This is a genomic window from Aeromonas mytilicola subsp. aquatica, from assembly GCF_044336385.1.
Taxonomy (GTDB): Bacteria; Pseudomonadota; Gammaproteobacteria; order Enterobacterales; family Aeromonadaceae; genus Aeromonas; species Aeromonas rivipollensis.
Genome location: NZ_CP172298.1, coordinates 450,201 through 476,667, shown reverse-complemented (window position 1 = coordinate 476,667; position 26,467 = coordinate 450,201). Strand labels below are relative to the sequence as shown.

The following is a 26,467-nucleotide window of genomic DNA, read 5'->3' as shown; positions in this document are numbered from 1 at the left end:
CCAGGAGCCTGCACGGGCAATAAAACCGGGAGATAATCGGTATTAAAGGATGGAATAAACAAATGACAGGACGTCGGTGCGGAGAGATGACCGACGTCCTGTTGCACAGCTATCAGGCCAGAACCAGACCGTTATCGTAGTAAGCGATAGGCGCTTTGTCGCCCTCACCTTCGAAGGTCACCAGTTCCCAGGCCTCCTGCTTGGCCAGCAAGGCACGCAGCAGTTTGTTGTTCAGGGCATGGCCCGTCTTGTAGGCACGGAATTCGCCGATGATGCTGCGGTTGCACATATAGAGGTCACCGATGGCATCCAGCATCTTGTGCTTGACGAACTCGTCCTCGTAACGCAGACCATCTTCGTTCAGCACCCGGTAGTCATCCAGTACCACGGCGTTTTCCAGGCTTCCGCCCAGGGCCAGGTTCTGGGAACGCAGGTACTCGATGTCACGCATGAAGCCGAAGGTACGGGCACGGCTGATCTCTTTCACGAAAGAGGCACCGGAGAAATCCAGCACGCAACGCTGGTTGCGGCCTTCAAATACCGGATGCTGGAAATCGATCTCGAGATCCATCTTGAAGCCGTTGCGATAGGGGTGGAATTCCGCCCACTTGTCGCCGTCTTCAACCCGCACGCTCTGCTTGATCCGCACGAACTGCTTGGGCGCATTCTGCTCACGTATACCCACTTCTTGCAGCAGGTAGATGAACGGGTGCGCACTGCCATCCATCACCGGGATCTCGGGGGCATCAACCTCGACATAGAGGTTGTCGATCCCCATCCCGGCCAGGGCGGCAGAGAGGTGTTCGATGGTTGACACGCGGACACCGGCTTCGTTGACCAGAGCGGTACAAAGCACGGTATCACGCACCTGATCGGCGTTGGCTGGCAGCGCGACCACAGGATTCAGATCGGTACGCAAGTAAACGATCCCTGTGTTAACAGGCGCCGGACGGAACGTCATTGTGACTTTCCGGCCCGAATGCAGGCCCACACCGGTGGCCTGGACACTCGTTTTCAAGGTTCTTTGTCTAATCATGGGCGTATCCGCTTAACAGCTCAAATTCCTGACCAGATGGTCGTTGCCGGGCCATCTTAGCACAATCCTTAAGCAACAAACAAACCAGGTCCATGCGAGACTTAGTCAGCTTGCTTGCGCAGGAACGCAGGAATATCGAGATAATCCGGTTCGCGACGAGCTTGCGGCTCGGCGTTCACCACCTTGGCCGGGGCCTCTTCCATCACGCGAGACTGCAGGGCTTCGCTGATCAGGGGCTGACGGGCCGGACGCTCTTGTACCATGTTGTTCTTGACCAGGGTGATGTCGGGCTTGCGCTCGGCACCGATACCGGTGGCCACCACGGTCACCCGCAGTTCGTCGTGCATTTCCGGGTCGATTACGGTACCCACCACCACGGTGGCGTTCTCGGAGGCGAAGGCCTTGACCGCGTTACCCACGGTTTCGAACTCTTCGATGGTCATGTCCATGCCGGCGGTGATGTTGACCAGGATGCCACGGGCACCGGCCAGATCCACGTCTTCCAGCAGCGGGCTGGAGATGGCCTTCTCGGCGGCTTCTTCGGCACGGTCATCACCGGAGGCGGAGCCGGTACCCATCATGGCGGTCCCCATCTCGCGCATCACGGTACGCACGTCCGCGAAGTCGACGTTGATCAAGCCCGGACGGGTGATCAGCTCGGCAATGCCCTGTACCGCACCCAGCAGTACATCGTTGGCCGCCTTGAAGGCGTCCAGCAGGGAGATGCCACGACCCAGCACCTTCAGCAACTTGTCGTTGGGGATGGTGATCAGGGAGTCGACGTTCTTGGACAGCTCTTCGATGCCGTGAGCGGCGAAGCCCATCCGCTTCTTCCCTTCGAAGGAGAACGGCTTGGTCACGACGGCAACGGTCAGGATACCCATCTCGCGGGCCACTTCGGCCACGATAGGTGCGGCACCCGTACCTGTACCACCACCCATGCCGGCGGCGATGAAGACCATGTCTGAACCGGTCAGCAGCTCACGCAGCGCTTCCCTGTCTTCCATGGCAGCATCACGGCCCACTTCCGGATTGGCTCCGGCTCCCAGACCCTTGGTGATACCACCGCCGATCTGCAGAGTCGTGTTGGCACTGGAGTTGCGCAGTGCCTGGGCGTCGGTGTTGACGGTAATGAACTCAACACCCTCGATGTTTTGACGAACCATGTGTTCGACTGCGTTGCCGCCGCCGCCACCCACACCTATCACCTTGATGACGGCTTCGTCAGTGTGGCTATCCATAAATTCAAACATGTTGTCTCTCCGCTTTATTTGCTGACTGACGCAAAATCTTTAGAACTCGCCACGCAACCAGTTGCTGACCCGTTTGACCAGCCCACCTACGCTTGCCTTGGCGGCATATTCCTTGCTACTGCCGGTGGATTGATTGGTACGGCCGTACTGCAGCAGCCCGACCGCGGTCGAGTACACAGGTGCCTGCACGTAATCGCTCAATCCCCGAATGTTCATGGGTTCGCCCACCCGGACCTGGCTCTGGAAGATCTGCTCTGCGCACTCCACAATGCCTTCGATCTGGGCCGCGCCACCGGTCAATACCACACCGGCCGCCAGCTGATGCTTGACCCCCTGTGCCTTCAATTCGCTCTGCACCCGTACCAGCTCGTCATTCACCATGGAGAGCAATTCCGTGTAACGGGGTTCAATCACTTCAGCCAGTGTCTGCCGTTGCAGGCTACGCGCCGGGCGACCGCCGACACTGGGGACTTCAATATTGTCTTCTTTGCTGACCAGGCGGCCGAGGGCGCAACCGTAGCGCACCTTGATCGCTTCGGCGTCCAGCGGCGGTGTGCCGAAGGCGTAGGCGATGTCGCTGGTCACAGTGCTGCCGGCGTACGGTATCACCTTGGTGTGACGCAGGGCACCGCCGGTAAACAGCGACATGTCCATGGTACCGCCACCTATGTCCACCACGCAGACACCCAGCTCCTTCTCGTCTTCGGTCAGCACGGCATAGCTGGAAGCCAGGGCCGAAAAGATCAGCTGATCCACTCGCAGACCCACCTTCTCCACACACTTCTCGATGTTGCGAGCCATGTCGTTGTGGCAGGTGATCAGGTGCACCTTGGCCGCCATCCGCACACCGGAGAGACCGACCGGATTCTTGATGCCTTCCTGATAGTCGATGGCGAACTCCTGGGGCAGCACGTGCAGCACCCGCAGTTCGTCCGACAGTCGCACCGACTTGGCGGTATGGATGACGTTGTCCACGTCCTCCTGGGTCACCTCTTCATCGGAGATGGGCACCATGCCGGTTTCGTTGCGGCAATCGATGTGCTTGCCGGACAGCCCCAGATAGACGGAACTTATCTGGCAGTCGGCCATCATCTCGGCCTCTTCCACCGCGCGGCGCAGGGACTTGACCACGGAGTCGAGGTCATTGACCCCGCCCTTCTCCATCCCGCGAGAAGCGTGGCTGCCCATGCCGATGACATTGAGTTCGCCATCGGGCAATACTTCGCCAACCAGTACCGCCACCTTGGTCGTGCCGATATCCAGTCCGACAATCAAATTTCTATCTGCGGTGTTGGTCATTCACTTTCTCTTCGCTTTTCTTCCAGCCAACTGCCATTCCGGTGTCGTATCGAAGATCCACGTAAGCAACCCGCTCACGGGGTTCGATGACCGGAAAGGCATCGATAAACCGCTGCAGGCGAAGCGCGATATCCGAGCGCCCCACGAACAGCTGAATGTTGCCATCCAGGGTCAGTTCCCAGGCATGGCGGGGAGTCAGATTCACCCCCAACAACTTGTATCCCTTGGCCGCCAGCAGCGTCTCGTACTGATGGCTGGCTTCCAGCACCTTGGCGGCCTGATCATCGGGCCCGGACAACTGCATCAGGGGTTTCTTCACCCTGTCCGGTGCACTGAACACCTCACCCTTGGTGTTGACGAAGCGGTTGCCGTTCCAGCGTGCCGCCACCGCCTGTTCGGTGAGGTAGACCTTGATCTTGTTCGGCCACTTCTTGCGTACAGAGACCTGGGCCACCCAGGGCAGGGCGTTCAACCGCCCCTGCAATTCGTTCACGTCCAACTCGAAGAAATTGCGCAACTCGGCGCCATCCAGCACGGCGGCGCGCAACTCATCGGCTTTCAAATATTCGTGTTGCCCCTGCAGCAACAGCTCGCTCATGGGCAACCGACTGGCATCTGTCAGCCAGTCTTTAACATCCAGCGCAGTCTGGTAGAGCCCCCACATGACCAGGATGAAAAATGCCACCCCGGCGATGAAGCCCCCCTTGGTGCGCCCTTGTGCCCTTGCCTCCACCCGATCTATCCCCGTATAACGCGCCATGCCGGCCACTTGCAGACCGGTTCGCCATTATATAGGCCTCGGCTTGGCGGTCAAAATACTCATTGGGCCCTCAGGCACCGGATTTCATGCTATCCACGCTCAATTTCATCTCACCGAGACGGCGGGCCAGTGCCCCAACGTTACCGGCGCCCTGAGTCAGCACCAGATCCCCCTCGCCGATCAGGTCGGCCAGCACGGCCGGCACATCGTCAGGGGTTGCGACAAAGATGGGTTCCAGGGTGCCGCGAGAGCGGATGGAGCGGCACAGGGCACGGCCATCGGCCCCCGGGATCGGCTCTTCACCGGCGGCATACACCTCCAGCATCACCAGCACATCCACCTTGGAGAGCACGTCGGAGAAATCTTCATAGAGATCCCGGGTCCGGCTGTAACGGTGCGGCTGGAACACCATGACCAGTCGCTTCTCGGGCCAGCCGGCGCGGGCGGCATTGATGGTCACCTTGACTTCGCTCGGGTGGTGGCCGTAGTCGTCCACCAGCATGGCCTTGCCACGGCCCGTCTCGAACTCGCCATATTGCTGGAAGCGGCGACCCACACCTTCAAACTTGGCGAGCGCCTGGATGATGGCCTCGTCGCCAATGCCGTCTTCGGTCGCCACCGCGATGGCGGCGGCAGCGTTGAGGGCGTTGTGGATGCCAGGCAGATTCAGGGTGACGGTCAGCTCGCCGGCATCCTTGCGGCGCACCCGGAAGCGGCTGCGGTTGCTGGTCTGCACGAAGTCCAGCACCTGCACATCGGCATCCTCGGCAAGGCCGTAGGTCAGGGTCGGACGGGCGATTTCCGGCAGCATGCCACGGATCACGGGATCATCCACGCACACCACGGCCAGACCGTAGAACGGCAGGTTGTGCAGGAAGTCGATGAAGGTGGCCTTGAGCTTGGAGAAGTCGCCGCCATAGGTGTCCATGTGATCCGCTTCGATGTTGGTCACAATGGAGACCATGGGTTGCAGATGCAGGAAGGAGGCGTCGCTCTCGTCCGCCTCGGCGATCAGGTAGCGGCTGCTGCCCAGGCGGGCGTTGGTGCCGGCGCTGTTGAGCAGACCGCCGATGACGAAGGTCGGGTCACGGTCGGCTTCGGCATAGATGCTCGCCACCAGGCTGGTGGTGGTGGTCTTGCCGTGGGTGCCGGCGACGGCAACCCCGTGGCGGAAGCGCATCAGCTCGGCCAGCATCTCGGCACGGCGCACCACGGGAATGCGCAGCTCACGGGCAGCCAGCAACTCGGGGTTGTCCTGCTTGATGGCGGTGGAGACCACCACCACGCTCGCCTCGTTCACGTGCTCGGCACTGTGCCCCACGAAAATATGGGCCCCCAGGGACGCGAGCCGCTCTGTCACCGCATTGCGGGACAGATCGGAGCCGGAAATCTGGTAGCCCTCGTTGGCAAGCACCTCGGCGATCCCGCCCATACCGGCACCACCTATGCCGATGAAGTGGATGCGACGCACGCGGCGCATTTCGGGGATCACGGTACGCAGTTTTGCCAGTTCAACCTTGGTCATAGCTCTCTCTTCAAGTCTGCCGTCAGCGGTTTGCGCTCGGCGGCATCAATAAATACGGGGACAAGACTGCACGGCCTGGCCTGTGCAATCTTGCTCAACATGCTTTCTCGCTCTGCCCGCTGGCGAGCCGCTTGCACTCATCGGCAACCCGCTCGGCGGCATCTATGATGGCCACGCGACGGGCGGCCTGGGCCATGTTCAACAGTGTCTCCCTGCGCCCGGCGAGCCAGGAGAGACGCGCGGCCAATGAGGCCGGGGTCAGCTCGGACTGGGGCAGGAACTCGGCCGCCCCGCCGTCGACCAGGGTCAGGGCGTTGCGGGTCTGGTGATCATCCACCGCATGGGGCAGCGGCACGAAGATGGCGGCCACACCGGCGGCAGCCACCTCGGAGACCGTCAGGGCCCCGGCGCGGCACACCACCAGATCGGCCCAGGCATAGGCATCGGCCATGTCCTTGATAAACTCGCTCACCTCGGCCTCGACGCCCTGCTCTGCATAGGCCTGCGCGACAGTCTCCCGGTTGCCCTTGCCACACTGGTGACGCACCTCGATGGGCACGCCAGCCGCCGCCACCGCAGGCGGCACCTGTTCGTTGAGCACCCGGGCCCCCAGGCTGCCACCGACGATCAGCAGGCGCAGCGGCTCGCTGCTGCTGCGCAGCTGGGGATCCGGCAAGGCCACCACTTCGGGGCGCACCGGATTGCCGACCACTGCGGTGCGGGCACTCGGCGCAAAGGCGCCGGGGAAGGCCATCAGCACCCGCTTGGCGAGGCGGGCCAGCAGCTTGTTGGTGAGGCCGGCCGCCGCGTTCTGCTCGTGCAGCAGCAAGGGAATACCGGACAGCCAGGCCGCCACCCCGCCCGGGCCTGAGGCGAAGCCCCCCATACCGAGCACTACATCAGGGCGAATGCTTTTCAGCACGCGGCGCGCCTGCAACACGGATTTGACGATGCGATAGGGGGCGACCAGCAGTCGCTTGATGCCGTTGCCACGCACCCCCTGAATGTCGATGAAGGAGATGGGATAACCGTGGGCGGGCACCAGCTCGGCCTCCATCCGGTCGGCAGTACCGAGCCAGTGAATGGTCCAGCCCTGGGCCTTGAGGCGATCGGCCACGGCCAGCCCGGGGAACACATGGCCCCCGGTACCACCCGCCATCACCAGTAACGTCTTGCTCACGAAACCTCCCGCACACGCGCCTGGGCACTGGCCTGGCGCAACTCGAAATCGATACGAATCAACATGCTCACCGCCACCATCATGATGATGAGACTGGAGCCGCCGTAGCTGACCAGCGGCAGGGTCAGGCCCTTGGTCGGCATCATGCCGCTGGCGGCACCAACGTTGACGAAGGTCTGGAAACTGAACCAGATGCCGATGCCGATGGCCAGATAGCCTTCATACAGCCGTTCGGACACCAGCGCCTGATGACCGAGCTTGAGCGCCTTCACCGCCAGCGCAAAGATGAGGAAGAGCGCACCCAGCACCCCCACGTAGCCCAGCTCCTCGCCCAGGATGGCGAACACGAAGTCGGTGTGGGCCTCCGGCAGGTACTCCATCTTCTGGATGGAGTTGCCTAGCCCCTCGCCAAACCAGCTGCCACGGCCGAACGCCATCAGGGACTGGGTCAGCTGATAGCCGCTGCCGAAGGGATCGGCCCAGGGATCCAGGAAGGAGGTGACCCGCCGCATCCGGTAGGGCTCTGCGATGATCAGGGTCACCACGGCGCTCACCCCCACCAGGATGAGACCGATGAACTGCACCATGCGGGCCCCCGCCAGGAACAGCATCCCGAGGGAGGTGACGAACATCACCACCACGGATCCCAGGTCGGGCTGGGCCAGCAGCAAGGTGGCCACCACGAACAGCACCGCCATGGGTTTCATGAAGCCGATAAAGCGCTCGCGCACCTCGCTCTGGCGGCGTACCAGGTAGCCCGCCAGATAGACGAACAGCGCCAGCTTGCCGAATTCCGCCGGCTGCAGGTTGAAGGGGCCGAGCGGCAACCAGCGCACCGAGCCGTTGACGCTGCGCCCCACCAGCAGCACCAGCACCAGCATCACTATGGCGAGCAGCAGCATGGGGCCGTTGTACTGCTGCCAGCGCGCCATGGGCACCTGCAGCACGAACCAGGAGATACCGAGCGCCATCACCAGGAAGAGACCGTGCCGCTTCACGAACATGAAGGGGTCATCGCCCAGGGCAATCCCTTCGGGAATGGAGGCAGAGGCCACTATCACCAGGCCCACCGACATCAGCGCCAGCGCCAGCACCACCAGTTGCCTGTCGTAGAGACCGGCGGGACGCGCCGGCAACAACCAGCGCTGCAAGAAGCCTGCAACGGCGCGAAGGGCGTTCATAGGGCCATCACCAGTTCAGCGGTAAGGCGATCACCGCGAACGTCGAAGGATGTGAAGAGGTTAAGCCCGTCCAGGCTGGCAAGGGGCGCGTTCATAGCATCAGTACCAGTTCGGTGAAGCGATCGCCGCGAGCCTCGAAGGACTTGAATTGATCCAGGCTGGCGCAGGCCGGTGCCAGCAGCACCCAGTCACCGGGTCTGGCATCGGCGGCGGCCTTGGCGACGGCGTCGTCGAGGGAGGCGACCTTCTCGGTCTGCTCACCCAGCGCGAGCAGTATGTCCGCGTCCTGACCGAAGCAGTACATGTGATCGATCTGGCTGCCGAGCAGTGCCTGCACAGGGCCGAAATCCTGTCCCTTGCCCTGACCACCGGCCAGCAGCAGCAGGCGCCCCTTAACCGATTCACGCACCCCGGCCACGGCGGCCAGAGTGGCCCCCACGTTGGTGGCCTTGGAGTCGTTGATCCAGCGCACCCCGTTCACCTCCCGCACGAAGCGGGCACGGTGGGGTAGGCCTTCGAAGCGGCGCAGCACGGCGAGTTGCGGCTCGCGGGGAATGCCGACCGCATCGCACAGGGCCATGGCCGCCAGGGCGTTGGCCTGATTGTGGGCGCCGACTATCTTCATCTCGTCCACCGCCAGCAGCGGCTCCCCGTGCAGGGTCAGCCAGTGGCGACCCGCCAGCTCGCAGCGGCCGTAGCCGTTGCAATCCAGCCCGAAGCTCTGCCACACCTGACCCACATCGGGCAGGGTCTGGGGATCGTCCCGGTTGACCAGGATGTGCTGGGAGTGCTGATGGATCTCCTGCTTGGCGGCGCGGTAATCCGCCATGCCCTGATAGCGATCCATATGATCTTCACTGAGGTTTAACACCACGGATGCCGCGGCACGCAGGCTGTAAGTGGTCTCCAGCTGGAAGCTGGAGAGCTCCAGCACGCAGAGATCCATGGGCTGCTTGAGCAGCTCCAGCGCCGGGGTGCCGATGTTGCCACCCACCCCCACCTTGAGCCCCGCCTCGGCGATCATCTCGCCGACCAGGGTGGTGACTGTGCTCTTGCCGTTGGAGCCTGTGATGGCAATGACGGGGGTCTGGGTCTCGCGCACGAACAGCTCTATGTCGCCGACGATGCGTACCCCGAACTCGGCAGCGGCCTTCAGCTCGGGGGTCGCCAGGGCGATGCCCGGGCTCGCCACTATCATGTGCGCCTGCTTGAGGCGCTCCGCGTCCAGCCCGTGGATCAGTTCCACCTCGGGGGGCAGTTCATCCTTGCCAGGCGGGTTGGCGCGGGTATCCATCACCAGGGGCGTGACACCACGACCGAGGAAGTAGTCGACGCAGGAGAGTCCGGTTTTGCCGAGTCCTATGATGATGACCATGGCTTACCTCACCTTCAGGGTGGCGAGGCCGAGCAGCACCAGCATGAGGGTGATGATCCAGAAGCGCACTATGACGCGCGGCTCCGGCCAGCCCTTCTTCTCATAGTGGTGATGGATGGGTGCCATGCGGAAGATGCGCACGCCGCGCAGCTTGTAGGACCCCACCTGCAGGATCACCGAGACTGTCTCCATCACGAAGACGCCCCCCATGATCACCAGCAGGAACTCCTGACGCACCAGCACGGCTATGGTGCCGAGCGCCCCGCCGAGGGCCAGGGAACCGACGTCCCCCATGAAGACCTGGGCCGGATAGGTGTTGAACCAGAGGAAGCCAAGCCCCGCACCCACTATTGCGGTACAGACGATCACCAGCTCGGAGGTATAGGGCACGTAGGGAATGTGCAGGTAGTTCGCGAAGTTCACGTTGCCGGTGGCCCAGGCGACAAAGGCGAACCCCCCCGCCACCATCACGGTCGGCATTATGGCAAGGCCATCCAGACCGTCGGTCAGGTTGACCGCGTTGGAGGTACCGACGATGACGAAGTAGGTCAGCACTATGAACATCAGGCCGAGCTGCGGCATCACATCCTTGAGGAAGGGTACCACCAGCTGGGTCTGGCCGTCATGGGTCGCGGTGGCATAGAGGAATACCGCCACGGCCAGGGCGACTGCCGACTGCCAGAAGTACTTCCAGCGGGCGATCAGGCCGTCGGTATTCTTGCGCACCACCTTGAGGTAGTCGTCGGCAAAGCCGATGGCGCCGTAGGCACCGAGCACGAACAGCACCAGCCAGACATAGGGGTTGTCGAGGCGGCTCCAGAGCAGCACAGAGATGAAGATGGCCGCAATGATCATCAGGCCCCCCATGGTCGGGGTGCCCTTCTTGCTGAGGTGTGACTCTGGGCCGTCGTTGCGGATCACCTGACCGAATTTCAGGATCTGCAGGCGGCGGATGAGGCGCGGCCCCATCCAGAGCGCCACCACCAGACCCGTGATGATCGACAGGATGGCGCGGAACGTCAGGTAGGAGAAGACGTTGAAGAAGGTGAAGTGCGGGGTGAGCAGTTCCGCCAGCCAGACTAGCATGTGGCTGACTCCTGACGGTCAACGACCATCTTGACGATATCTTCCATGCGGGAACCGCGGGCACCCTTGACCAGGATCGAGATTTCTTGATGTGTATTTATCATTTGCGCAAGCACTTCAAACAACGACGCCTTGTTATCGAAATGTCGACCCGCCGCGGCATCTGCGGTGTGACGACTCTGTTCCCCTACCGTCAGCACGGCGTCGAGGCCCTGCTCGCGGGCGTGGTGTCCGACCCGGGCGTGCTGGGCCGCGGACTCCTCACCCAACTCCTTCATGTCACCGAACACCAGCACCTTGTAGCCGCCCATGGCGGTCAGGGCATCGATGCCCGCCAGCACGGACTCCACGCTGGCGTTGTAGGTGTCATCCACCAGGGTGAGACCACCCCAGCGTTGCACGCAAAAGCGGCCCTTGACCGGCGACATCTGCTCCAGCCCCGCCTTGACGGAAGCGAGGGAGGCGCCCAGCGCCAGGCAGCCGGCGGCGGCAGCCAGGGCATTGGCCACGTTGTGGCGGCCCGGAATGGCCAGGGTCAGGGTCAACTCTCCCTGCGGAGTCACCATCACGAATTCGGCGCAGCCCTGCCCGTTGAGCGCTATGTCACGGGCATGGAAGGGCTGGCTCTGATCTTCGAGGGAGAAGGCGCACCGAATGCCCTTCGCCTGCCACTTGGGCCAGAACTCGTTGTCGGCATTGACGATGGCGGTGCCACCCTCGCCCAGGCCCTCAAAAATTTCGCTCTTGGCGTGGAACACCCCTTCCAGGGAGCCGAAGCCTTCCAGATGGGCGGCGGCCACGTTGTTGATGAGGGCGGCATCGGGCCGGGCCAGGGAGGTGGTCCAGGCGATCTCCCCCGGGTGGTTGGCACCCAGCTCCATCACCGCAAACTGGTGCTGCGCCTCGAGGCGCAGCAGGGTGAGCGGCACCCCCACTTCATTGTTGAAGTTGCCGGCGGTGGCCAGCACCTCCCCCTCACCGCGCAGGATGGCGGTCGCCATCTCCTTCACCGTGGTCTTGCCACAGCTGCCGGTGATGGCCAGCACTTTCGGGTTGATGCGCTCGCGCACCAGCTTGCCGAGGCGACCCAGTCCCTTGAGGGTATCGGCCACCACCAGTTGCGGTATGGCGAGCGGCAGCTCGCGCTCCACCAGCAGGGCAGAGGCCCCGGCGGCCAGGGCCTGGTCGCAGAAATCGTGGGCGTCGAAACGCTCGCCACGCAGGGCGACGAACAGCGCCCCCTTGCCCAGGGTGCGGGTGTCGGTACTGACTGCCGTGATCTCGTGATCGCCGCCGATCAGACGGGCATCGAGCACCTGCGCCAGGTCGGCAAGCCTGAGGGTCATCATCTGAATGACTCCATTAATGTGTGCAAGGCGGCCGCGACGGTTTCCCGGTCGCTGTAGTGCCGCTTGTCGGTTCCAATGATCTGATAATCCTCGTGACCCTTTCCGGCCACCAGGATGATGTCCTGCTTGCTCGCCTGACTGAGGGCCAGCCGGATCGCCTTGACCCTGTCGTGCTCGATCTGCACGGCAGCAGGATCGCGAAGGCCCGCCACCATGTCCGCCATGATCTGTTCCGGCGCCTCGGTACGGGGATTGTCGTCGGTCAGGATCACGCGATCCGCATGTTGCTCCGCCATGGCGGCCATCATAGGCCGCTTGCCGCGATCCCGGTCGCCGCCACAGCCCACCAGGCACCAGAGCCGACCTTCGCAGTGCACCCGCAGGGCCTGCAATGCCTTCTCCAGCGCATCCGGGGTATGGGCATAATCGACCACCGCCAGCGGCGCCTTGCCACCGCCGAAGCACTCCATGCGACCGGTCACGGGCTGCAGTTTCGGGGCACTGGCCAGCAGTGCATCGAAGTCATAACCCAGTACCAGCATGGCGCCCATGGCGGCCAGCACATTGCTGACGTTGAAGCGGCCGAGCAAGGGGGCGGATAATACACCATTCCCCCAGCTGGAGTTAATGCGCGTGTCAAATCCTTGTTGGTGGAAATGGGGATCCTGCGCCGTCAACTGTCGCCCGGTATGGTTTTCAATCGGGCCATGCACGCCGAAGGCCACCGCGCCGGGGTAGGCTGCCAGCCACTGGCGCCCCAGACGGTCGTCGGCATTGATGACGGCGCAGGGCTCGTCCACCAGTTTCAGCAACTCTTCCTTGGCGGCGCCATAGGCCTCCATGGTGCCGTGATAATCCAGGTGATCCCGGCTCAGGTTGGTGAACACAGCCGCGGAAAACGGCAGGGCCGCCACCCTGTGCTGCACCAGGCCGTGGCTGGAGACCTCCATCGCCACCAGATCGGCCCCCTGCTGTTGCAGGGCGGCAAGATTGGCCTGCACCTGGACGGCGCTGCCTGTGGTGTTTTCCGCTTCCACCAGTTCACCGAACAGGCCGTTGCCTATGGTGCCCATCACCCCGGCCTTGCCTCCCAGCAGGGTGCGCCAGTTGGCGACCAGCAGGGCAGTGGTGCTCTTGCCGTTGGTGCCAGTGATGCCCACCAGTTGCAACTTCTGCGCCGGATAGTCATAGAAATGGCCGGCCAGTTCGGAGAGGCGAGCGGGCAGATCCTTGAGCCCGAAACAGGGGATCGAGGTTGCGGGTACCACGAATTCCCCATCCTCCTCAAACAGGACGGCGGTCGCTCCCTGAGCCACCGCCTGTTCGATGAAACGCCTGCCATCCATCTGGTGGCCCCGGATTGCCACGAAGAGAGAACCGGGCCCGACTCGCCGGCTGTCGAGCTGGATGTCGGTGAGCGCGAGCGCCGGAGCATGGATGCCAAAATGGCTCATGAGTTGATCAAGTGCGCGGGGCGGCAACATGGGAAGCCTCCGAATGGGCAGGAATGCAGGCGCTCAGGGAATGGGGCGCCATGGAAAACACCCCGACAGTCGCGGGGTCGACAGAGAGAAACGGATGCCAATCAGGTACGAGGTGCGCCATGGGCGGCCTCCGTACGGGCAAGCTTCGCCGGCACCTCGGGGGGGATGGCGTCGGGACGAATGTTGAAGAGCTGCAGCACGCCCCCCATGGCCTCGGCGAAGGGCGGGGTCGCCACGGCACCGCCGTAATAGGCATCGCCCTTGGGCTCGTTAATCACCACCACCATGACGAAGCGGGGGTTGCTGGCCGGGGCGAAACCGGCAAACCAGGCCATGTAATCCTTGCCGTAGCCACCGGCGACGGCGACCTTGGCGGTCCCACTCTTGCCGCCGACCCGATAACCCGGGATCTGCGCCTTGGGAATCGCATTGCTCACCACGTACTCCAGCGCCTGCAGCATGGCGGTGGCGTTGTTGTGGTCGATGACCTGCTCACCCTTGGGCGGCGTGGTCACCTTGATGATGGAGAGCGGCACCCGCTTGCCCTTGTTGGCCAGGGTCGCGTAGGCGGAAGCCAGCTGCAGCGGGGTGACCCGCAGGCCATAGCCGAACGAGAGGGTCGCCCGCTCGATGTCGGACCAGCGGCGGCGCTGGGGCAGCATGCCGCCGCTCTCCCCCATCAGACCACTGCCGGTATCCATGCCGAAGCCGACCATGCTGAGGGTATTGATCATCTCCTGGGCCGGCATCCGCAGCGCGATGCGCGACATGCCGATGTTGGAGGAGTAGCGCAGTATGTCGTAAAGGTTGGTCGCCTTGTGAATGCTCACATCGCGGATCTGCTTGGCCCCGATGAACAGGGGACCACCGGGTATGGTGTCCTTCCAGCTGGTGACGCCCGCCTGCAGGGCGCTCAACAGGATCAGCGGCTTGACGGTCGAACCCGGCTCGTAGGTGTCCGTCACCACCCGGTTGCGCACCCGGAAGCTCTGGTACTGGCCACGGTTGTTCGGGTTGTAGGAGGGGGTATTGACCATGGCGAGCACTTCGCCGGTCTTCACGTCCAGCATCACCATGGAGCCGGAGGTCGCCTTGTTCTCGTCGGTGGCGCGCTTGAGGGCGCGATAGGCCAGCGCCTGCACCCGTTGATCTATGCTCAGCTGCAGATCGTTGGCGTGCTTGCCCTCCTTGACCAGTCCGAGCCGCTCGATGACCCTGCCCTGCCTGTCCTTGCGCACCCGCATCTCGCCAGGGGTCGCGGTCAGCCATTCGTTGTAGCTGCGCTCTATCCCCTCGATGCCGCTGCCGTCTATGTTGGTCACCCCCACCAGGTGGGCGCTGATCTCGCCGGTCGGGTAGAAACGGCGCGCCTCGGGGCGCAGGTAGATGCCCCCCAGCTTCAAACCCTTGATGTATTCCGCCACGGCAGGGGTTACCTGGCGCTGGAGATAGACGAAGCGCTTGCTGGGGTTGGAGATGCGGTGCTTGAGGGTGTTGATGTCGAGCTTGAGCACGGCGGAGAGCGCCAGCCAGGCGCGCTCGTTGTGGATGGCGCCGGACTCGTGCACCGTCTTGGGATCGGCCCAGACCGCCTCGACCGGCACAGAGACCGCCAGCTGTTCGCCGTTGCGGTCGGTGATCATGCCGCGCACCGCCTGGGTGGAGGTGGTTCGCAGGGAGCGCATGTCCCCCTCCTGGCGCAGCCTGTCCGGATCAATCACCTGGATCCAGGCCAGCCGCAGGATCAGGCCGGCAAACGCAATCCCGATGAAAAACACCAGGGTGCGAAAGCGCCACGGGTAGAGTGACGGAGCTTTAGCCTTGGCTTTGTCCTTTGCAGGAGCCTTGGTGGCGGCCTTGCGTGTCATGGTTGTGTAATTACCTTCTCGGTGGTCACCAGCGGGCGAGCCATCTGCAATTTATCCATGGCCAGACTCGCGACACGGGAGTGTTCGGCCAGGGTGCCCTGCTCCAGCAGCAGGTGCCGCCACTCGATGTTGAGCCTGTCCTCTTCCGCCATCAGGTCATTCTGCTTGGCCGTCAGCCCCCGGGTCATGTTGGTCACCAGGATCACCGCAAAGGCGGTGATCAGCACGGCCAGGGTCAGCACGACCTGCAGCTTGTGGCGCCAGAGATCACCGATGATCTCCCTGGACAGATGAATGCGTACCTCGCTCATGACTCAATCCGCCAGACGCTGGGCGACTCGCAGCACTGAGCTGCGGGATCGGCTGTTTTCGGTGACTTCATGTTCGGAAGGTTTGAGCGCCTTGCCGACCGACTTCAACTTGCGGCCACCGGCCAGTTGCGCCTCGGTCAACGGGATGCCATGGGGCACTTCCGGCCCCTTCTCGTGCTTGCGAATGAAGTGCTTGACCAGACGGTCTTCCAGGGAGTGGAAGCTGATGACGGAGAGGCGACCCTCGGGCGCCAGCGCCTGCAGGGCACCGTTCAGCGCTGTTTCGATCTCGTCCAATTCGCTGTTGATATAGATGCGGATGGCCTGGAAGCTGCGGGTCGCCGCATGCTTGCCCTTCTCCTTGCTCGGGTTGACCCGGGCAATCATCTCCGCCAGCTGGCGAGTGCGCACATAGGGTTCGGTGACGCGGTCATGGACGATGGCGCGGGCAATCTTCTTGGCGAAACGCTCCTCGCCGAAGGTTTTCAGCACCCAGGCGATGTCATCCACATCGGCCTTGGCCAGCCATTGCGCCGCGCTCTGGCCCGTGGTCGGGTCCATCCGCATGTCGAGGGGGCCGTCTTTCATGAAGCTGAAACCGCGCTCGGCGTCGTCAAGCTGGGGAGAAGAGACCCCCAGATCCAGCAGGAAGCCGTCGACTTTGCCGAGCAGACCGCGATCGCTCAGGTAAGTGGTGATGCCGGAGAAGGGACCGTGCACTATCTCGAAGCGGGGATCCTGGATCTTGGCCGCCTCGGCAATGGCCTGGGGATCCCGGTCTATGGCGATCAGTCGCCCCTGCGGACCGAGATGCTGGAGAATGAGACGAGAGTGACCACCCCGGCCAAAGGTACCGTCGACGTAGATACCGTCCGGCTTGATGGCCAGCCCTTCGACGGCTTCGTGCAACAGCACTGTGATGTGTTCAGCGGCTTGGGTCATTTATAAAGAAAAATCCTGTAGTCGTGGTGAACTTGCCCAGTCGTCCTCGGGCAGGCCCAGGATGTCGTCATTGATCTGTTGTTGCCAGCGGGCTTCATCCCACAACTCAAACTTGTTGAGCTGGCCCACCAGCATGATCTTCTTGTCCAGCCCGGCGTGGCTACGCAGTGGCTGGCTCAGCAGCAGACGGCCATTGCCGTCCAGTTCGCACTCGGTTGCATGTCCGAGCAGCATGCGCTGCAGGCGGCGTTCCGCCGGATTGGTACTGGAAAGGGTCTTGAGCTTGCGCTCTATCTCTTCCCATTCACTCAGGGGGTAAAGCAGCAGACAGGGATGGGCTATGTCGATGGTGCAGACCAGCTGGCCGTCGCGCTCGGAGCGCAGCCAATCTCGATATTTGGTCGGAATCGCCAGTCGCCCTTTGCTGTCCAGGCTGATGGCGTGAGCGCCACGCAACAAATTGCAGTCCCCGAAGGTGAGTTATGGAGGCAAATTGCCCAATAAAACCACTTTGATCCACTTTTCTCCACCATGAAGTTTAAGGACGAGCAGGGGGCTTTTCAAGCAAGGATCTCGGGCATGGGGAACATATTGACGCAGCGCGGGGAGGCTACAGATTAACTGAGTTGATTTTCCACAAGTTATTCATGATCGAATTAAATTTATCCAATCATCTGGGGGCCATAAATAATCGGTTTCAGGGTGAAATGATGAAACGAAACAGCACGACGGCACACAGAATAATGCTCACCCCCACCACGGGGTAGATGATATAGCCATCTCCTGCCCGCCGGGCACGCAGCACCACCAGCTGGCAGAGCAGCAGGTTATAGAGGATCAGAAGAAAAGTCAGCAGGAGGTTGGAACCAAATGTCAGCTCATCGGCATACATGACATAGAGCCACATCAAACCAAAATTAACGAGGATCAGATAAAGCAGAAATTTCTGAATCGCCCTGCCCGCCTTTGGGGTCTTTTTTACTCGTGTTATCATGCTTATCACGTCCTGGATACCACATGAACAGTCGACAGATATTGTCAAAAACTGTTGAGATACATCGTGTTTTTATCATTTACCCGCCAGGCAATGTCCTTTTTTGTCAAATTGTCACTTCGCCTTCTCACCGGCTTGTCTCTGCTGAGCAGTGCCAATGGCCATGCCTACGATAAGTATCATTGGCAGGCGGGCTTTCCTACCCCCATCGGCGGCGCGGGTGCCGAACTGGTCACTCAGCAGACCCGGTTTCTGCTGCAGCAACGCAGCCACCTGCAGACCAGGATCACCCAGTCACAACCCATGATCCGCTGGGTGGAGCAACAGGTCAGCGCACGCAAGCTCCCTGCCATGCTGGCCTTCCTTCCCCTGATCGAGAGCAGCTATCGGCTGGATGTGGTTTCCTCTGCCGGTGCCGCCGGCCCCTGGCAACTGATGCCCGACACCGCAGCCCGCTTCTCCGTCCCCATAACGGCCAGCTTCGATGGCCGTTATTCCCTGCCCCTGGCAACGGAGGCCGCGCTCTCCTATCTCGGATGGTTGTATCAGTTCTTCGGGCAGGACTGGCTGTTGGCACTGGCGGCCTATAACGCGGGAGAAGGGCGGGTGCTCAAGGCGGTGCTCAAGGCCGGGACGCGCAATCTGTGGGAGCTTCAGCTACCGACCGAGACGCGCCTCTATGTAGCACGTTTCATCGCCCTCTCCCAGTTGCTGGACAGGGCGGCGTACCATCAGTTTCTCCTGCCATCCTGGCAGGAGGGAGAGAGTATCAGGGTGTGGCGGCAGCCGGGTGACTGCTCCTTGCTGAGCTGGGCCATGGCTCGCGGAGTGTCCATGAACGAGGCCAGCCGGTGGAATCCGGCCTGGCGATTGCCCGAGGCCCAGGGGGTGAGCGACTGCCCCATCGTCTATGGGCTGGGCAAGGCCCCCACGGACAACCGGCCGAGTGAGCGACCACTGATGGCGCGCGCCGTGTCGCTGGAGAGCCTGCACGACCCGCTGCTGTTGCAGCCGGCAAGGGGACTGGACATGGGACGAGGGGGGATCAGTCTTGAGCGGTTGCCGGATCCACTGGGATTGGAGCAGACACGCCCTCTGCTGGCGCCATGAAGCAGTGGCGCCAGTGGCTGAGCACGGGGGCGAGATCGACGGACTCGGGATCGGCCCAGCGCGCACCGTAGAAACTGAGGTACTGGCCTATCACCCGGCGGTGGGTGATCCGGCACTCCAGCACTATCTGCGGTGACAATGACAGGCTGACGGTGTCGGGTAGCACGAAGCGGGCCGGGGCCAGAAAGCCGACACCACCCGGCCCTATGTCCTTGATCACCGCCCGACCTATGCGCTTGTCAAACAGCAGGCCAGACACCATGAGCCGGGCCGCGATGCCGCAGCTCTGGGACTCCAGCGGCGTGCTGCCATCGTGCAGATACCAGCGGGGTACCTTGCGCCTGGGATCGTTGAACGGGGTCACTTCCGGCAATTCGAGATCAGGGGTTCCCATGGGCAATGGCATCCTTGGCTTGCTGGGTGGCGGCTTGGGTTTGAGCACTGAACAGCTGCTCCAGGCTCTTCTCCGCCTGAGTCGTCATCACCAGCAGTTCGATGCGACGGTTCTGGCTGCCTCTGGGGTCGGCGGTGTTGTCCAGCATGGTGTCCGACATGGCAACCACCTGCCCCACCCGCTCGGGGGGCATGCCGCCGGCGAGCAGGACCCGTCTCGCCATCATGGCGCGATCGGAGGAGAGCTCCCAGTTGCTGTAGTTGTCACCGGCAAAGGGCGTGCTGTCGGTGTGACCGGAGATCATGACCCTGTTCTCCACGCGCTGGAATATAGGGGCAAGCGCCATCAGCAGATGGCGGAAGTAGGGGCTGATGCGGGCGCTGCCACGGCTGTACATCTCCCGTTCGTCATCATCGCGGATCAGGATGCGAAGTCCCTGGGGCACCAGTTGCAGCTCCAGGTTGTTCCTGGCCTGCATCTGATCCGCCATGGAACCGATGAAACCGGCCAGCTGCTTCATCTGCATCTCCCCCTCGATCTTGCCCACCAGCAGGTTCTCGTAGCCCCCCTGTGCGCCGTCGGTGAAGATGCTGCGATTGCGCTCCATGTGTCTGGGCATCCGCTGCCCCTCTTCCACAAACTGCGGACTCAACTCTTCCAGCACCGAGGGATTGCCGCCGAGATCCACCGGATAGGGGCTGTTGCGGATATCGAAGGGATTTGCCTCGCTGTCCATGATGCTGTAGTCACGCAGACGGCTGGCCACCGCCTCGCGCTCCTCCTGGCTGGAGACGGCCAGGATCCAGAGCACCATGAAGAAAGCCATCATCGCCAAGGTGAAATCGGCAAAGGCGACCTTCCATGCCCCGCCACCCTTTGGGCCACTGCTGCGCCGCTGCTGGCGCTTGATGATGATCTGCTCGTGATTGCGCATTACATGGCCCTGTTGGTCACCCAGTCTTCCAGTTCAAGGAAGCTGGGTTTCACATCGGGCTCCAGCATCTTGCGGCCGGAATCGACCGAGAGCAGCGGCGTCTTGCCCCGCAGCTGGGCGATCAGGATCGACTTGATGCACATCAGCATGCCGATGCGGCGCTTGACCATCTCCTCCATGGCATTGCTGATGGGCTCCAGCAGGCAGTAGCAGAGGAAGATGCCGATGAAGGTGCCCACCAGGGCAGCGGCCACATGGACACCGATGTTGCTGAGGGGGCCGTCGAGCTGCTGCATGGTGATGATGATCCCCATCACGGCCGCGAGGATCCCGAAACCGGGGCAGGCCTCCCCCGTCTTGTGCAGGGCGTGGGACGGCTTGAGCATGTCCTCTTCGATGGCCATGATCTCCTGCTCCAGTATGGTGTCGAGCTCATGGGGGGTAATCTTGCCCATGCCCAGCAGGCGCAGGTTGTCGATGATGAAGCCGAGCAGTTGCGGATCTTCCGACACCTGGGGATACATGAGGAAGACGGAGCTCTGCTGCGGGTTCTCGATGTGCTCGTCCAGCGCTTTCATCCCCTTGTTGCGGGTCTCTTCCAGCAGTTGGTGCATCAGGGTCAGCAGCTCGCGGTAGATCTCTTTCTCATCCTTGTTGGACTTGAAGCACTGCTTCACCTGACGCCACATCTCATGCATCACCTCCTTGGAGTTGCCAAGGAACATGGAGCCGGCGGCGGCACCTATGATGATGATGAGCTCGGCGGGCTGCCACAGGGCGATGGGCCGTCCTCCGGCCATCATGAAGCCGCCAAGCACACAAATGAAAATGACACCAAGACCGATCTGTTTTTGCATGGATGCTCCCGCAGAATTCAAGAAGACTCCCCCCACAGGGAGAGGCATTAATATATGGAGTCGACCAAACGCTGCTTGAGCTGAAGGACGCACTGCTTGTGCAGCTGGCACACCCGCGATTCGGTCAAACCTAGTACCAGCGCTATCTCCTTCATGTTCAGCTCCTGCTGGTAATAGAGGGAGAGCAGCAGCTGCTCCCGCTTGTCCAGGGAGCCGAGCACCTTGCTGAGGGTCATGGCCAGGTCCACGTCGTCGGACTCCGAGGCCGGCGCCCTGCCACCGTTCTCCAGCCACTCTTCCAGACTCTGCAAGGCTTCGGCCTGGCCGGCATAGGCCAGCTGGCGCACCTCTTCCACTGAGCAGCCCAGCGCCTGCGCCATCTCCTGTTCGGTCGGGTTGCGACCCAGCCGGTTGAACAGCTCCCGCTGCACCTGGTTGTGTCCATGTACCTGCTGGCGCAGCTGACGGGGGCGCCAGTCCAGCCGGCGCAACTCGTCCAGCATGGCGCCACGGACCCGCTTGAACGCATAGCTCTCGAACTGGGCATCCGGCTCGCTGCCATAACGGCGCCAGGCCTCCAGCAAGCCCATCATGCCCACCTGCTCCATGTCCTCCTGATCGAAACAGGCGCTGACCTGACTACGCAGGTGAGTGGCCGCCCGCTTCACCAGCGGCAGATAACGGGTCAGAATCGCCTGCTCGCCGGTACGGGGGGGCGAGGGGGTCAGGTCGCAGGGAGTATCCCAGCCAGCGTCCATCATGTCCGTTACTGCACCAGTACCTTGGTGACCAGCACTTCATCCAGATAGGGCTTGTAGCCATACCCTTGCAGTGTCGCTACCAGCTTGCCGAGCAGAGAGGTCTGCAGGGCGGAGATGTTTTGCAGCTCCAGCTTCACCGCATCGTGGGAGCGATGGCTGAAATATTGCACCATGGCATTGCGGATCAGGGGGGTCAGCTCGTTGAGCGTCTCCAGCTGCTGGGGATTGTGGGTCACCAGCGCCAGCTCCAGCACCAGATAATGAGGCTCAGAGTCCCCCTCCAGGCTGATGACGAAGCGCTCCATCGGCTTGAACAGCGGCGTCTTGCTCAGCTCGGGCTTGGCCTCTGCCAGACCCAGCCAGACGGCAACCGTATCTCGCTTGAGATAGGCGCCATAGGCCAGCGCCGCCAGCAGGCACAGTGCCATCACCATCAACATCATCCACTTCATGACACGCCGCATAATTTGAAATCACTCTCGCTATTGCCAGATTGTAAAAATGTCACACCAGGGTATTGAGCCAATCCTGGCCAGCACCGCCCGATGTCTCCTGTTCTTCCTGCCACTGTCTTCGGCCCGCCAGGATCTTCTCCTGCTGCCAGCGATCGCCCCGCTCCTGCTCACCCCCCTGGCCGACGTTCACTTCGACGCCGCCGGCATGGTGAGGGGCCAGGCTCATCCGCAGCCGCTCCATCGACTGGATCATGGCCTCACGCACCGCAGGGTTGGTCACGTTGAGCTGCACACTGAGCCGATCCCCCTCGACCCTGACCGTCAATTCGAGGCGCCCCAGCTCAGGGGGATCGAGGCGAATGTGCGCCTGCTTGATGCCCTGATTCACCTGCAGCTCGAGCTTGTCTTTCAAGACGTCCACCAGCTGCTGCCCCCATTGGGTCTGGTTGTCACTCAGACGGGCCGGGGCCCATTGATAGTCGGCCGTCCTGGTCAGCGGCGAGGGCGCCAGAGCCGACATGCCTCTGAGATCCGGGACAAGGGACTCCCGCTCTGACGAGCCATCCACACCGGGCAAGCCCACCATCGATTTGCCGTGCAGCAGTGACGAGTCGACCTGGGCGGCCGGTTGCATCAGCTGACGGGCAAACTCCCCGGTGAGCGAGGCGCTCATCTCCCGGCGTCCCGACACCAGATCCATCGGCAGGCTTCGATCCGTTTCCAGCCGCTCGTGGCGCACCAGGGCACGCAAGGCGGGCGAGACGGTGGGGGCGTCATCCTGAACGCCTCCGGCATCCTGCGCCAAGGAGGCAGACATCTCCGGGTTCTGACGCAGTGGCGGCAGACGGCCCCCCTCGTCAGGGCGGACAAACACAGGCTGCATATGGGTAAAGGCGTGCAGTTGCTCGGTCGCATCCTGCTCGGACAAGTCCGTCTCCTCGACCTCGGATTCCGGGGTCGGAGCTTCATCGAGCGGCAAGATGACAGGGGCTTCCTGCTGGAACTCCAGAGGTTGATACTGGCCCCCCTGCCCCTCGGGTTGACGAGCGAGGCGCGTGAAGCCAGTGGTATCGAGATTGGGGGCCGGGTCTGAGCCGACGAAGGGGATCATGCCCATGCTTGCGCCTCATCATAGGCTTGCAGCCCTTCCCGCTTGAGGGAGAGGGCGTCCCACTCCTGCTTGCGCTGGGCGGTCTCCTGCTGGCAAAGCGCGAAGGCTTCCTGATGCCAGTGACGCACCTGATCCCGGGCCGGTACCAGGGATTGCCACAATGCCGGTTGCTGGCGCAGATGGTCGATGAGCTGGGCCAGGCGATGATCCGCCAGACGCACCGCATCCCACTGCCCGGCACGGGCCTGCTGTAATATCAGACGTCCCAGCCCCAAGAGCTGGCGCTGGCGAGTCTCGCGTTCCGTGCTGGGCGGCACGGCCCCGGTCATGGACATGATGATGGCCCCAAAATAAGACGACCTTGCCAGTAAGCAAGGAGCAGGCCAGATATGTAGTCGTGGTATTTCAATGCGTTAGCCGCGGCACCTGGTGGATGAGGAAGGGGGGCTTCCGCATCAGCGAGGATGGCGAGCCATGGCTTCCCAACCCTCTTTCAGCTCCTGCAGGATGCGACGCACCTCGGCAAAACCTGCGACGTCGTTGCCCACGCTGATCTCGAACAACCGCTGCCCGCAATAGTCGTACAGGCGGTGCAGGTTGGCGGCCAACTCACCCCCTTTGTCCATGTCGAGAGCACTGTCGAGCCCCCCCAGGATCTGCAGACACTTGTTGATGGACTGCCCCTTGCGCTCATACTGCCTGGCCAGGATGTGGCCCTCGGCCCTGGCGATCTCGTCGAGCAGGCCATCCATCAGCATCAGCACCAGCTGGTGCGGGTCGGCGCTCGCCGCCTTGGCCTGGGTGGCGGCGAACTGATAGGCGTCGTAGCCTTCTTGGGGTTCAAACATGAAAGACTCACTTATTCAGGAAATACGGGATCACCGACTCACAACGCGCCCATGGTTTGCAGCATCTGGTTCATGGTGGTGAACTGATTGAGGTAGCGCTTATACGCGGAATCCATACGACGATCCAGTGCCTCCATGCGCTCGTTGACCCGCTTCTCGTTCGCCTCCAGACCCGTCTTGCGCCCCTTGAGCGCACCGTCCCGCTTGGTGTAGGGATCGAGTGCGTTGCTCATCCGCTTGAGCAGGCCGTCATCCCCCATCAAGGCCTTGCCGAGCAGCTCGGGATCCTTCTCCAGCGCCTTGTTGAAGTCGGTCTCGTTGAAGGAGAGCTTGCCCGCCTTGTCGGTCTTGATCCCGAGGCTCCCCAGGGTCAGATCACCGGGCAGGTCCCGCACGCTGCGGGCCAGCATGCTCTTGAGACTGCGCACCCCACTGTCGGAGGAGAGTGCCCCCGGCGCCTTGGGATCGCTGGAGGTCATCTTGGCCAGCTCATCCACCAGCTCGTTGTAGCTGTCGACGAATTTCTTGAGGGAGCCGGTGACCGCCTCCTTGTCCTGATCCACCGTCACCAGCAGGGGCGCGTCATCTACCTTCTGCGCCTTGGTCAGCTGAAAGGTCAGGCCGTCCACCACATTCTCTATCTTGTTGCTGGCGGAGGTGATGGTGAGCGGGTTGTCGCCCCCCATCCGCAACTTGGCGTCCTGCGCCTGGGTAATGTCCGTCTTGCCGGTGACGGCCACCCCGAGGGCATTGGCGGCATCGCCGCTGTAGCCCAGGGTGATGGCGTTCTCCACCCCGCTATCCTTGCTGGTCAGCACCATGCTGACCTTGCCGTCGGTGCGCACCAGGGTCGCCTTCACGCCCGGGTTGTCCTTGGCGTTGTTGATCTGGGAGACCAGATCCTTGGCGGTGGCACCGGCCGGCAGGGTCGCCAGATCGATATCGATGGTCTTGCCCTTGACGGTCAGGGAGAAGACGCCGTCGGCGGGCAGCGGCGCAGTGTCGCTGCCGAGCTGCAGGCCGACCTGATGGGACTGGGCAAGCTGCTCCACGAAGAAGTTGTACTGGCCCGAGCTGGCCTTGCCATTGCTCGTCACCGTCATGATCCCCTCCTGGGACATGGTGGCCTTCTGCGCCTGCAAGCTGGTCGCCTTGTTCAGGTCCTTGAGCAGGGTCTGGAAGCTCGACAGCTTGGTGGTGAGGCTGCTGATGGCGCTCTGCTGTCCCTTGACGCTGTCCAGCTGCTTCTTCAGCAGCTTGTCCATGTTCTGGCGCTCTATGGCCACCAGTTGCATCGCCGTGCTGGCCGGATCTATTTGCATCTTTATCCCCTTATTCAGTGGCATGCCTGTTGGAAAACACCGGCTCGGCCCTTTCCAACCGACAAGCGATTGTCAGACAAGGGCCGCCCCTTTCGGAGCGGCCATGCAACCCATCAACGCAGCAGGGAAGTTACCATGCCGGTCATCTGGTTGGAGTTGGACAGCACCGACATGCCAGCCTGCATCAGCATCTGGTTCTTGGTCATGTTGGTGCTCTCCTGGGCAAAGTCGGCATCCATGATGCGGCCGTTCGCCATGTCGGTGTTCTCTTTCATGTTGGAGAGGTTGTTAACGGTGTGCTCAAGACGGTTGATGTTGGCACCGAAGGCAGAACGCACTTTGCCAATATTATCCAGCAGAGTATCCATTTCCCCCATGGCAGTAACCGCATCAGCTTGGTCAGCCAAAGCCGTTGCAGGTGTAGCCACCTTCGTTACGTCGGTCACAAGTTTCAGGTCATCTTTAACATCTACACTCACCTTTTCTGCCGACTTACCACCGACCTGGAAGTCCACTGCTGCAGCAAACTTGGTCGTGAGCAGGTTAGTGCCACCAAAAGTGGTATTGTCAGTGATGTTCTTCAGTTCTTTTTGCAGTTCACCAAACTCTTTATTCATGGCACTGAGATCGTCAGCATTGTTGGTGCCGTTGGCGCCCTGGGTGGCCAGATCTTTCATGCGCTGAACGATATTGGTCATCTCGTCCATGGCCCCTTCGGCGGTCTGCATCATGGAGACGGCATCCTGGGCGTTGCGCATGCCGACCTTCTGACCGCTGGACTGGGACTGCAGGCGAGTAGCCATCTGCAGACCGGCGGCGTCATCGGCGGCGGAGTTGATACGCAGACCGGTGCCCAGGCGCTGCATGGCGGTGCCCAGCATCTTGTTGGTGTTGTTGAGCTGGCTCTGAGTGGTCAGAGAGGCGAAGTTGGTGTGAATGGACAAACCCATGATCTATTCCTCGAAGAAGGCTGCTACCGCAGCGGATAACCGTACGAAGAAGAGAAGCGACAGGAGCGATGGAAGACTTGAG

General features: G+C 62.1%; 27 protein-coding genes. 1 reads left to right on the top strand and 26 read right to left on the bottom strand.

The features are described 5' to 3' along the window. Positions 1-112: 112 nt before the first annotated feature. From lpxC to ACFWHB_RS02335, 16 genes are all read right to left on the bottom strand, one after another. Complete coding sequence (lpxC, locus tag ACFWHB_RS02410) at positions 113-1,036, bottom strand: UDP-3-O-acyl-N-acetylglucosamine deacetylase (RefSeq protein WP_041204903.1); 924 nt, start codon at positions 1,034-1,036, stop codon at positions 113-115. Positions 1,037-1,137: 101 nt separating this feature from the next. Further along, complete coding sequence (gene ftsZ, locus ACFWHB_RS02405; RefSeq protein ID WP_005305686.1) at positions 1,138-2,289, bottom strand: cell division protein FtsZ; 1,152 nt, start codon at positions 2,287-2,289, stop codon at positions 1,138-1,140. A 39-nt stretch (positions 2,290-2,328) separates the two neighbouring features. Beyond that, positions 2,329-3,588 carry a cell division protein FtsA gene (ftsA, locus tag ACFWHB_RS02400; protein WP_025328454.1) on the bottom strand — a complete coding sequence of 420 codons (1,260 nt, stop codon included), beginning with the start codon at positions 3,586-3,588 and terminating at the stop codon, positions 2,329-2,331. After that, entirely contained in the window at positions 3,569-4,321 is a 753-nt protein-coding gene (locus ACFWHB_RS02395; protein WP_025328455.1) for a cell division protein FtsQ/DivIB, read from the bottom strand. Before ACFWHB_RS02395 ends, ftsA begins: the two co-directional genes overlap by 20 nt. A 97-nt stretch (positions 4,322-4,418) precedes the next feature. After that, positions 4,419-5,873 carry a UDP-N-acetylmuramate--L-alanine ligase gene (murC, locus tag ACFWHB_RS02390; RefSeq protein WP_395949380.1) on the bottom strand — a complete coding sequence of 485 codons (1,455 nt, stop codon included), beginning with the start codon at positions 5,871-5,873 and terminating at the stop codon, positions 4,419-4,421. Positions 5,874-5,967: 94 nt separating this feature from the next. Then, positions 5,968-7,053 (bottom strand): undecaprenyldiphospho-muramoylpentapeptide beta-N-acetylglucosaminyltransferase, encoded by a 1,086-nt coding sequence (gene murG, locus ACFWHB_RS02385; protein ID WP_395949379.1) that lies wholly within the window; start codon positions 7,051-7,053, stop codon positions 5,968-5,970. After that, positions 7,050-8,234 (bottom strand): cell division protein FtsW, encoded by a 1,185-nt coding sequence (gene ftsW / locus ACFWHB_RS02380; protein WP_162627267.1) that lies wholly within the window; start codon positions 8,232-8,234, stop codon positions 7,050-7,052. Before ftsW ends, murG begins: the two co-directional genes overlap by 4 nt. 91 nt (positions 8,235-8,325) lie before the next feature. Next, positions 8,326-9,609: a UDP-N-acetylmuramoyl-L-alanine--D-glutamate ligase gene (gene murD, locus ACFWHB_RS02375; protein ID WP_395949378.1), complete on the bottom strand. Its 1,284-nt coding sequence runs from the start codon at positions 9,607-9,609 to the stop codon at positions 8,326-8,328. A gap of 3 nt (positions 9,610-9,612) precedes the next feature. Beyond that, positions 9,613-10,695 carry a phospho-N-acetylmuramoyl-pentapeptide-transferase gene (gene mraY / locus ACFWHB_RS02370; RefSeq protein WP_005332102.1) on the bottom strand — a complete coding sequence of 361 codons (1,083 nt, stop codon included), beginning with the start codon at positions 10,693-10,695 and terminating at the stop codon, positions 9,613-9,615. Further along, positions 10,689-12,044, bottom strand: coding sequence for a UDP-N-acetylmuramoyl-tripeptide--D-alanyl-D-alanine ligase (murF, locus tag ACFWHB_RS02365; RefSeq protein ID WP_163148910.1), 1,356 nt, complete (start codon positions 12,042-12,044; stop codon positions 10,689-10,691). Before murF ends, mraY begins: the two co-directional genes overlap by 7 nt. After that, complete coding sequence (gene murE, locus ACFWHB_RS02360; RefSeq protein WP_395949377.1) at positions 12,041-13,528, bottom strand: UDP-N-acetylmuramoyl-L-alanyl-D-glutamate--2,6-diaminopimelate ligase; 1,488 nt, start codon at positions 13,526-13,528, stop codon at positions 12,041-12,043. The genes murF and murE overlap by 4 nt, the downstream gene beginning before the upstream one ends. A 101-nt stretch (positions 13,529-13,629) precedes the next feature. Further along, the gene (locus ACFWHB_RS02355; protein ID WP_106885645.1) at positions 13,630-15,396 is read right to left on the bottom strand and encodes a penicillin-binding transpeptidase domain-containing protein; all 1,767 of its coding nucleotides are present in this window, start codon (positions 15,394-15,396) and stop codon (positions 13,630-13,632) included. Continuing rightward, complete coding sequence (gene ftsL, locus ACFWHB_RS02350) at positions 15,393-15,707, bottom strand: cell division protein FtsL (RefSeq protein ID WP_025328463.1); 315 nt, start codon at positions 15,705-15,707, stop codon at positions 15,393-15,395. The genes ACFWHB_RS02355 and ftsL overlap by 4 nt, the downstream gene beginning before the upstream one ends. Before the next feature lie 3 nt (positions 15,708-15,710). After that, on the bottom strand, positions 15,711-16,649 hold the full coding sequence (rsmH, locus tag ACFWHB_RS02345; protein ID WP_163148909.1) for a 16S rRNA (cytosine(1402)-N(4))-methyltransferase RsmH: 939 nt from the start codon (positions 16,647-16,649) through the stop codon (positions 15,711-15,713). Beyond that, positions 16,650-17,108, bottom strand: coding sequence for a division/cell wall cluster transcriptional repressor MraZ (gene mraZ / locus ACFWHB_RS02340; protein ID WP_005332092.1), 459 nt, complete (start codon positions 17,106-17,108; stop codon positions 16,650-16,652). Between the two features lie 238 nt (positions 17,109-17,346). After that, positions 17,347-17,643, bottom strand: coding sequence for a hypothetical protein (locus ACFWHB_RS02335; RefSeq protein ID WP_025328465.1), 297 nt, complete (start codon positions 17,641-17,643; stop codon positions 17,347-17,349). Positions 17,644-17,898: 255 nt separating this feature from the next. Here ACFWHB_RS02335 and ACFWHB_RS02330 point away from each other — a divergent pair, with 255 nt between their 5' ends. Beyond that, positions 17,899-18,753: a lytic transglycosylase domain-containing protein gene (locus tag ACFWHB_RS02330; RefSeq protein ID WP_395950165.1), complete on the top strand. Its 855-nt coding sequence runs from the start codon at positions 17,899-17,901 to the stop codon at positions 18,751-18,753. On the opposite strand, the gene ACFWHB_RS02325 is transcribed toward ACFWHB_RS02330, so the two are convergent. The 10 genes from ACFWHB_RS02325 to lafA all read right to left on the bottom strand — a co-directional run bounded on the left by ACFWHB_RS02325 (position 18,689) and on the right by lafA (position 26,385). Continuing rightward, positions 18,689-19,147: a hypothetical protein gene (locus ACFWHB_RS02325; protein ID WP_395949376.1), complete on the bottom strand. Its 459-nt coding sequence runs from the start codon at positions 19,145-19,147 to the stop codon at positions 18,689-18,691. The genes ACFWHB_RS02330 and ACFWHB_RS02325 overlap by 65 nt on opposite strands. Continuing rightward, entirely contained in the window at positions 19,134-20,081 is a 948-nt protein-coding gene (lafU, locus tag ACFWHB_RS02320; RefSeq protein ID WP_163155620.1) for a lateral flagellar motor protein LafU, read from the bottom strand. The genes ACFWHB_RS02325 and lafU overlap by 14 nt, the downstream gene beginning before the upstream one ends. Then, positions 20,081-20,938, bottom strand: coding sequence for a lateral flagellar motor stator protein LafT (lafT, locus tag ACFWHB_RS02315; RefSeq protein ID WP_139745597.1), 858 nt, complete (start codon positions 20,936-20,938; stop codon positions 20,081-20,083). The genes lafU and lafT overlap by 1 nt, the downstream gene beginning before the upstream one ends. Before the next feature lie 47 nt (positions 20,939-20,985). After that, positions 20,986-21,699, bottom strand: a complete 714-nt coding sequence (gene lafS, locus ACFWHB_RS02310; protein ID WP_025328470.1) for a lateral flagellar system RNA polymerase sigma factor LafS — start codon at positions 21,697-21,699, stop codon at positions 20,986-20,988. Positions 21,700-21,704: 5 nt separating this feature from the next. Further along, entirely contained in the window at positions 21,705-22,163 is a 459-nt protein-coding gene (gene lafF, locus ACFWHB_RS02305) for a lateral flagellar basal body-associated protein LafF (protein ID WP_139745595.1), read from the bottom strand. 40 nt (positions 22,164-22,203) lie between these two features. Next, positions 22,204-23,271 carry a flagellar hook-length control protein FliK gene (locus ACFWHB_RS02300; protein ID WP_395949375.1) on the bottom strand — a complete coding sequence of 356 codons (1,068 nt, stop codon included), beginning with the start codon at positions 23,269-23,271 and terminating at the stop codon, positions 22,204-22,206. Next, the gene (locus tag ACFWHB_RS02295) at positions 23,262-23,600 is read right to left on the bottom strand and encodes a LafX (RefSeq protein WP_392414857.1); all 339 of its coding nucleotides are present in this window, start codon (positions 23,598-23,600) and stop codon (positions 23,262-23,264) included. The genes ACFWHB_RS02300 and ACFWHB_RS02295 overlap by 10 nt, the downstream gene beginning before the upstream one ends. Before the next feature lie 120 nt (positions 23,601-23,720). Beyond that, on the bottom strand, positions 23,721-24,113 hold the full coding sequence (lafC, locus tag ACFWHB_RS02290; RefSeq protein ID WP_163155614.1) for a lateral flagellar export chaperone LafC: 393 nt from the start codon (positions 24,111-24,113) through the stop codon (positions 23,721-23,723). Between the two features lie 38 nt (positions 24,114-24,151). Further along, positions 24,152-25,435 (bottom strand): lateral flagellar capping protein LafB, encoded by a 1,284-nt coding sequence (gene lafB, locus ACFWHB_RS02285; RefSeq protein ID WP_395949374.1) that lies wholly within the window; start codon positions 25,433-25,435, stop codon positions 24,152-24,154. A gap of 113 nt (positions 25,436-25,548) precedes the next feature. Next, complete coding sequence (gene lafA / locus ACFWHB_RS02280; RefSeq protein WP_395949373.1) at positions 25,549-26,385, bottom strand: lateral flagellin LafA; 837 nt, start codon at positions 26,383-26,385, stop codon at positions 25,549-25,551. Positions 26,386-26,467: the final 82 nt, after the last annotated feature.

Bases quoted from the DNA above. Each gene is read 5' to 3' on its own strand.
- ftsZ (WP_005305686.1), bottom strand. From the start codon at position 2,289: ATGTTTGAATTTATGGATAGCCACACTGACGAAGCCGTCATCAAGGTG.
- lafT (WP_139745597.1), bottom strand. From the start codon at position 20,938: ATGCAAAAACAGATCGGTCTTGGTGTCATTTTCATTTGTGTGCTTGGC.
- murF (WP_163148910.1), bottom strand. From the start codon at position 12,044: ATGATGACCCTCAGGCTTGCCGACCTGGCGCAGGTGCTCGATGCCCGT.
- ACFWHB_RS02335 (WP_025328465.1), bottom strand. From the start codon at position 17,643: ATGATAACACGAGTAAAAAAGACCCCAAAGGCGGGCAGGGCGATTCAG.
- rsmH (WP_163148909.1), bottom strand. From the start codon at position 16,649: ATGACCCAAGCCGCTGAACACATCACAGTGCTGTTGCACGAAGCCGTC.
- mraY (WP_005332102.1), bottom strand. From the start codon at position 10,695: ATGCTAGTCTGGCTGGCGGAACTGCTCACCCCGCACTTCACCTTCTTC.
- ftsL (WP_025328463.1), bottom strand. From the start codon at position 15,707: ATGAGCGAGGTACGCATTCATCTGTCCAGGGAGATCATCGGTGATCTC.
- lafB (WP_395949374.1), bottom strand. From the start codon at position 25,435: ATGCAAATAGATCCGGCCAGCACGGCGATGCAACTGGTGGCCATAGAG.
- lafA (WP_395949373.1), bottom strand. From the start codon at position 26,385: ATGGGTTTGTCCATTCACACCAACTTCGCCTCTCTGACCACTCAGAGC.
- ACFWHB_RS02325 (WP_395949376.1), bottom strand. From the start codon at position 19,147: ATGGGAACCCCTGATCTCGAATTGCCGGAAGTGACCCCGTTCAACGAT.
- ftsW (WP_162627267.1), bottom strand. From the start codon at position 8,234: ATGAACGCCCTTCGCGCCGTTGCAGGCTTCTTGCAGCGCTGGTTGTTG.
- lafF (WP_139745595.1), bottom strand. From the start codon at position 22,163: ATGCGGCGTGTCATGAAGTGGATGATGTTGATGGTGATGGCACTGTGC.
- murD (WP_395949378.1), bottom strand. From the start codon at position 9,609: ATGGTCATCATCATAGGACTCGGCAAAACCGGACTCTCCTGCGTCGAC.
- ACFWHB_RS02295 (WP_392414857.1), bottom strand. From the start codon at position 23,600: ATGTCCATGACCGGGGCCGTGCCGCCCAGCACGGAACGCGAGACTCGC.
- lafC (WP_163155614.1), bottom strand. From the start codon at position 24,113: ATGTTTGAACCCCAAGAAGGCTACGACGCCTATCAGTTCGCCGCCACC.
- lafS (WP_025328470.1), bottom strand. From the start codon at position 21,699: ATGATGGACGCTGGCTGGGATACTCCCTGCGACCTGACCCCCTCGCCC.
- lpxC (WP_041204903.1), bottom strand. From the start codon at position 1,036: ATGATTAGACAAAGAACCTTGAAAACGAGTGTCCAGGCCACCGGTGTG.
- ACFWHB_RS02300 (WP_395949375.1), bottom strand. From the start codon at position 23,271: ATGGGCATGATCCCCTTCGTCGGCTCAGACCCGGCCCCCAATCTCGAT.
- murC (WP_395949380.1), bottom strand. From the start codon at position 5,873: ATGACCAAGGTTGAACTGGCAAAACTGCGTACCGTGATCCCCGAAATG.
- ftsA (WP_025328454.1), bottom strand. From the start codon at position 3,588: ATGACCAACACCGCAGATAGAAATTTGATTGTCGGACTGGATATCGGC.
- murE (WP_395949377.1), bottom strand. From the start codon at position 13,528: ATGTTGCCGCCCCGCGCACTTGATCAACTCATGAGCCATTTTGGCATC.
- ACFWHB_RS02355 (WP_106885645.1), bottom strand. From the start codon at position 15,396: ATGACACGCAAGGCCGCCACCAAGGCTCCTGCAAAGGACAAAGCCAAG.
- lafU (WP_163155620.1), bottom strand. From the start codon at position 20,081: ATGCGCAATCACGAGCAGATCATCATCAAGCGCCAGCAGCGGCGCAGC.